This is a genomic window from Kitasatospora sp. NPDC091257 (assembly GCF_044757675.1).
Classification (GTDB): domain Bacteria; phylum Actinomycetota; class Actinomycetes; order Streptomycetales; family Streptomycetaceae; genus Kitasatospora; species Kitasatospora lactacystinica.
Genome location: NZ_JBIVVI010000610.1, coordinates 1 through 5,477 on the forward strand (window position 1 = coordinate 1; position 5,477 = coordinate 5,477).

The following is a 5,477-nucleotide window of genomic DNA, read 5'->3' on the forward strand; positions in this document are numbered from 1 at the left end:
GGGGGCGGCCCAGCCGGGTCATCCGCCACACCGTGGCCCAGCGCATCGGGAGTCGGGGCGGGCACGGGGTGCGGACGCCCTCCAGGAAGCCGGACCACCAGGCGCGCAGCCCGGCCGCGGGTGGTCGGCGGGTGAGGGTGTGCAGTGACCAGGAGGCCGGGCAGGGCGGCACCAGGGCGGCGGGCAGCCGGCGCTCGGCCGGCCGCACCCGGTTGCGGGCGGTCGGCCGGTTGCGGGCGGCGTGCCTGGCCGGGTCGGTGCGCGGGTGCTGGAGCAGCAGGTCGGCCCGGTAGCGGATCGACCAGCCCGCGTCGAGGACGCGCCAGGCGAAGTCCGTCTCCTCGTGGGCGTAGAAGAACCGCGCGGGGAAGCCGCCGACCCGGTCGATGGCGCTCATCCGGATCGCGTGGCCGCCGCCCAGGAAGGTGGGGACCTCGCCGGACCGCAGCACGCCGGACCGCAGCACGCCGGAGCGGCCCGGGCGGGGGACGTGGCGACGCCGGGTGTGCCCCGTCGCGTCCGCGACCCGGAAGCCGACCACGCCGAGGCGCTGTTCCCGCTCGAAGGCCTCCCGGACCAGCCGGAAGGTGTCGGTGCGCGGCAGCAGGCCGTCGTCGTCCAGGTTCACCACCACGTCCACGCCGCCGAGTTCGCGCAGTCGCCGGACGCCGAGGCTGCGGCCGCCGGGGATGCCGATGTTCTTCGGCGGTTCCACCGCGTCCGCCCAGGGCGGGAGCGGCGGCAGCCTGGCGCCCTGCCCGATCACCACGACCCGGGCGGCCTCGCCCTCCTGGGCGGCCACCGAGTCGAGGAGCGCGCCCAGCTCCCTGGGCCGGTCGCCCATCGTCAGCACCACCACGCCCAGGCCGAGGCCCATGTGCACCCGCTTCCGTCGAGGATTCCCGCAGACCCGGTGCAACGACCGGCCCGTCTCGGAGGTCACGTCTGTACGGATGTACGGAGACGAACGCCGGGAAGAAACCGTTCGTTCGGTTTTCAGGGGGAGGAGGCGGGGCCTCGGACGTCGAACCCTCGGGGCGGTCGAGGTCGCTGGCCACCAACGGGACGGTGGGGTCTGACGGGTCGTGGAGAGAGGGAGTGGTTGGCGGGATTCATCGACATCGTCTTGTCGGTCGTGGGTGAGGCGAAGCTAAGATACGGGGTGTTTGGTTTTGTTTTCCGGGAGCTCAGGGCGGGGTGGTTTCGGTGGTACGGCAGGAACGGGCGCTCCGGACACGTCGGCTGATCCTGGAGGCGGCTGCCTCGGTCTTCGACGAGTTCGGGTACGAGGGCGCGACCATCGGCGAGGTGGTCTCCCGGGCCGGTGTGACGCGCGGTGCGGTGTATTTCCATTTCGCCTCGAAGCGGGATCTGGCGCAGGGCGTGGTCGAGGAGCAGTTCGTCCAGGACGGAGTTCCGGAACGGAGCTGCAAGCTTCAGGAGTTCGTGGACACCGGGATGGTGGTGGCGTACCTGATGCCGCGTGACCCGCTGCTCAGCGCGGGTGCCCGGCTGTCGCTCGGGCAGGACCTCTTCGACGACCTCGGCGGCGGCGCCATCCCCGGCTGGATCAACCGGTTCGAGGCGCTGCTGGTCGCGGCCGGCGAGCGCGGCGAGCTGCTCCCGCACGTCGTTCCGGCGGACACCGCCTGGCTGCTCGTCGCCGCGTGGACCGGGGTGCAGATCCAGTCCCAGAAGCTCTGCGGCCGGGCGGATCTGGAGCTGCGGGTGTCCGCGCTGTACCAGCACCTGATGCCGAGCATCGCCGTTCCGGGCGTGCTCGGTTCGCTGCGGATGGGGCCGAATCGCGGGGCCCAGGTGGTGGCCGAGGCCGCGGCGGCCCGTGCGGCCGCGGAGGGCGGAGGAGCGGACGGTGTGCCGGACGGCGGTGCGGAGGGTTCGGCGCGGGTCGAGGCGCAGACGGAGGTCGGTGTGGGCTGACGGTGGCTCACCGGAGCTCCTGCCTGCGGGGATCCGGGCGGGGGAAGGCGAAACCGGCGGCGACGGGACCATGGGGGTCCGGCGCCGCCTTTGCTTTGCCCGGGCCCGGGCCCGGACTTGGGTCCGGAGCCGGGCCTGGAGCCGGGCCCGGAGCCGGACCGGGTCGCGCAGCTTCGCGGAAGCCGCGCCAGGGGTGACGGAACGGAGCGGCGTCAGCAAAACAAACAGCACGTTCGGTTTTGTATTGACAAACCGCGCGTCCTGTTTTTGACTTGGTAGCAGCTGACCCAGGGTGTCGACCCGGGTGCCGGCCGTGGCGAAGGGGGCTGCGGCGTTCCGTGTGATTGGGGTGGTCATCGTGGAAATTCGGGTGCTCGGGACGCTGGACGTCCGGGTGTGCGGGGTATCGGTGGTGCCGTCGGCGCCGAAGCCGCGGCAAGTGTTGGGCCTGCTGGCGCTGCGGGCGGACCAGGTGGTGCCGGCCGGGGTGCTGGCCGACGAGCTGTGGTCCGGCCGTCCGCCACGCAGCGCGCGCACCACCGTGCAGACGTACGTGCTCCAACTGCGCGACCTCATCGACCGGGCGCTCGCCGCGGCCGGTGCGGCGAGGGGGGTGGCCTGCGCCAAGGACGTCCTGGTGACCTCGCCGGGCGGCTACATGCTGAACAGCGGCGCAGGGCTGACGGACCTGCGGGAGTTCGAGCGGCTGGCCGGAACGGGCTACCGGGCGATGGACGGCGAGGACTACCCGGCGGCGGCCCGGCTGCTCGGCGAGGCCCTCGGGCTGTGGCGCGGATCGGCCTTCGCCGATGTCCCGGTCGGCGGCCAACTCGCCGTCGAGACACGGCGGTTGGAGGAGACCAGACTCTGCGCGCTGGACCAGCGGATCGAGGCCGACCTGCGGCTCGGCCGGCACCGGGTGCTGCTGGCCGAACTCACCGTGCTCGTGGACCGCTACCGCACCCACGAGAGCCTGCACGGCCAGTACATGATCGCGCTGCACCGCTCCGGCCGCCGGGGCGAGGCGCTGGAGGCCTACCAGCGTCTGCGGAACACCCTGGTAAGGGAGTTGGGCATGGAGCCCTCGGTCGGACTGCGGCGGCTGCAGCGCTCCATCCTGCTCGCCGGCCCCGAACGCGCGGCGGATCGTGCGGCGGAGCGCGAGCCCGCCGGTGCGGGCGTGGCCGCCGGACCGGGGGCGGCGGCCCGGTTCAGCCGGGTCGGGTGAACCCGGCGGCCGTCCGCAGCCGGTGCCGCATCGGTGGAACCGGCCGCGGACGGCCGTCGGAGGCCGCGGCGCCCGTCCAGGGGCGGTCGCGGTCCGGTCGGAACCTGCTTGTCGTTGTGAGGGGTTGTGGGACGGGTGGTCCAGGAGAGGTCGGAACGGACGCGCGGGCGGCTGGTGGAGGCGGGGGCGGTACTGTTCGACCGCCGCGGCTACGCCGGTGCCACCCTCGGCGAGATCGCCGCGGCCGCCGGGGTGACGAAGGGGGCGCTGTACTTCCACTTCGCCTCCAAGGAGGAGCTGGCCAGAGCGGTGTCCGGACAGGCCGAGCGCTCGCTGCGGTCGGCCTGCGCGGAGCTGCGTGCGGCTTCCTCCCCGCTCCAGGGGTTGATCGACGCGGGGTACTGGCTGGTCGACGCCCTCGGGGCGGACCCGGTGATCCGGGCGGCCTTCCGCCTCGGCCGCGAGGACGCCGGCTGGCAGACCGCGCCCACCACGGCGGGGCCCACCCCGGCCGATTCCAGGCAGCCGGCCTTCGCCGACATCCGCGGCTTCCACAGCGTCTGGGCCGGGGTGGTGCGCGACCTGCTGGCCGGTGCCCGCCGCGCGGGCGAGCTGCGCGACCGCTCGGGCGGCCTCGGCCCGGAGACCCTGGTAGTGACCGCCGCCTGCGGTCTGGAGGTGGTGTTCGCGGACGGTTGCCCCGCCGAGGAGCGTGCCCGCAGGGTCGGCGCCCTCTGGGACTGGCTGCTGCCCTGTCTGGTGCGCCCGGGCACGGCCGGCGGCTACCGCACCAGGCCGTCGGTCCCGCGGCCAGCCTGAGACCGGGCCGTTCGGGACCGGGCCGTCCGAGGGGGCGTTCGAGACCGGGCCGTCCGAGGGGACGCTCCGAGCCGTCTCGCCCGATCGGACTGTCGGTCAGGGCCGGACGGGCTGGTGGGTCGGGGAGTCCGGGTGGGGCCGCATCAGGAGCAGGTCCTCGCCCCAGGCGTCCAGCACCGCCGCGTGGCCGGCGGCCCGGGCCGCCGCCTCGACCCGGGCGAAGAGCCGCTGTTGCGGCGCCACTTCGCCGGTGGCGGTGATCCGGGCGACGGTGTCCAGCAGCGCGGCGCTGTCCCAGCCGGGCAGCGGGAAGCGGTCCAGCTCCCAGGCCAGGTACTTGTTGTAGGGGCGCGGTCGGCGGTCCAGGGCGAAGAGCAGGTCGAGCAGGAACCCGACACCGGCGGCCGCGTCGAGGTGGCCGGCGAGCGGGTTGCCGTCGCGGTGGTTCTTGACCGAGCGGTAGAGCGAGTTGGCGTAGGCGTCCAGCAGGGCGGCGCCGGACCGGAAGGCCTCCTCGGCGCCGAGCCGTCCCATCGCGGCGACGATCCGCACGATCTCCCCGTCGCGGCGGTCGACCAGCACCCGGGAACGGGCGATGGCGTACCGCTCCCAGTCGGAGGGCCGGCGGAACCGTTCGAGGGTGGTGACGACCAGGTCGAGCCGCGCGGAGCGGTAGCCGTCGAGCGCGGCCAGCTCGCTCGCCGCGTCGTCGGCGAGGATGACGCAGAGGTCGTGGTCGGAATGACGGGTGGTCATGCCGTCGTGGGCCCGGGAGCCCTTGAGGACGAGCCCGACGACGGCCGGGTCGGCCGTCGCATCGGCGACGAACGCCGCGAAGTCCGGCGTCACGCCAGGTCCTTGCGCATCAGCGTGCACATCGTCCCGTACCGCTGGAGCGAGCCGTCCTCGGCCTCCACGTCCCAGGAGTCGAGCTTTCGGCCGTAGGCCCGGTAGCCCAGGCGTTCGTAGAGGGCGCGGGCGCGCGGGTTGCTCTCCTCGACGCCGAGTTCGGCGCGGGTCAGGCCCCGGGCTCCGATCCGCTGCTCGGCGGAACGGATCAGCAGCGTGCCGATCCCGCAGGAGCGCAGGGCCGGGTGGACGCCGAGTTGCCACAGCGTGCCGGCGTCGGGCTCGACGGTGTAGTCGATGCCGCCGACCGCCACCGGGAGCCCGACCGGTGTGCACACCGCCAGGTAGTCGATCTCGCCCGCCTCGGCGCGGCGGATCTGGTGGACGAGGTCGCGCACGTGCTTGGGGGAGCCGGCCCAACCGCAGGACGGCAGGTCCGCGTCGGTGAGGCCGCGCACCGACAGGTGCAGCCTGATCCCGGTCATCGCCGCGTCCCTTCGACTCCCTCAGTGGCCGTCTCCCATTTCAGCAAGCCGGTCCCCGTGCCGTCCAAGGGGTTTCGGAGCGGACACGGCGCCGGCCGGAAGGGATCGGGGACCGGCCGACCGGGCAGTGGCCCGCCAGGACAGCGGGCCGCCCC

General features: G+C 74.1%; 6 protein-coding genes. 3 read left to right on the forward strand and 3 right to left on the reverse strand.

The window, feature by feature from the left end; genetic code table 11:
• Positions 1-877: glycosyltransferase family 2 protein (locus ACIQOV_RS25520; RefSeq protein WP_401052207.1), on the reverse strand; the 877-nt coding region annotated here is incomplete at its 3' end.
• Positions 878-1,206: 329 nt separating this feature from the next.
• Between ACIQOV_RS25520 and ACIQOV_RS25525 the strand changes: the two genes are divergently transcribed.
• From ACIQOV_RS25525 to ACIQOV_RS25535, 3 genes are all read left to right on the forward strand, one after another.
• Positions 1,207-1,941, forward strand: coding sequence for a ScbR family autoregulator-binding transcription factor (locus tag ACIQOV_RS25525; protein ID WP_401052197.1), 735 nt, complete (start codon positions 1,207-1,209; stop codon positions 1,939-1,941).
• 358 nt (positions 1,942-2,299) lie between these two features.
• Entirely contained in the window at positions 2,300-3,169 is an 870-nt protein-coding gene (locus tag ACIQOV_RS25530) for a BTAD domain-containing putative transcriptional regulator (protein ID WP_401052199.1), read from the forward strand.
• Between the two features lie 135 nt (positions 3,170-3,304).
• Positions 3,305-3,988 (forward strand): ScbR family autoregulator-binding transcription factor, encoded by a 684-nt coding sequence (locus ACIQOV_RS25535; protein WP_401052201.1) that lies wholly within the window; start codon positions 3,305-3,307, stop codon positions 3,986-3,988.
• Between the two features lie 96 nt (positions 3,989-4,084).
• On the opposite strand, the gene ACIQOV_RS25540 is transcribed toward ACIQOV_RS25535, so the two are convergent.
• Both ACIQOV_RS25540 and ACIQOV_RS25545 read right to left on the reverse strand, forming a co-directional pair.
• Complete coding sequence (locus ACIQOV_RS25540) at positions 4,085-4,837, reverse strand: hypothetical protein (protein WP_401052204.1); 753 nt, start codon at positions 4,835-4,837, stop codon at positions 4,085-4,087.
• On the reverse strand, positions 4,834-5,322 hold the full coding sequence (locus ACIQOV_RS25545; protein WP_401052205.1) for a GNAT family N-acetyltransferase: 489 nt from the start codon (positions 5,320-5,322) through the stop codon (positions 4,834-4,836). Before ACIQOV_RS25545 ends, ACIQOV_RS25540 begins: the two co-directional genes overlap by 4 nt.
• Between the last annotated feature and the right edge of the window lie 155 nt (positions 5,323-5,477).

What these genes read in the sequence shown, in the direction of transcription:
- ACIQOV_RS25545 (WP_401052205.1), bottom strand. Translation starts at nt 5,322, where the DNA reads ATGACCGGGATCAGGCTGCACCTGTCGGTGCGCGGCCTCACCGACGCG.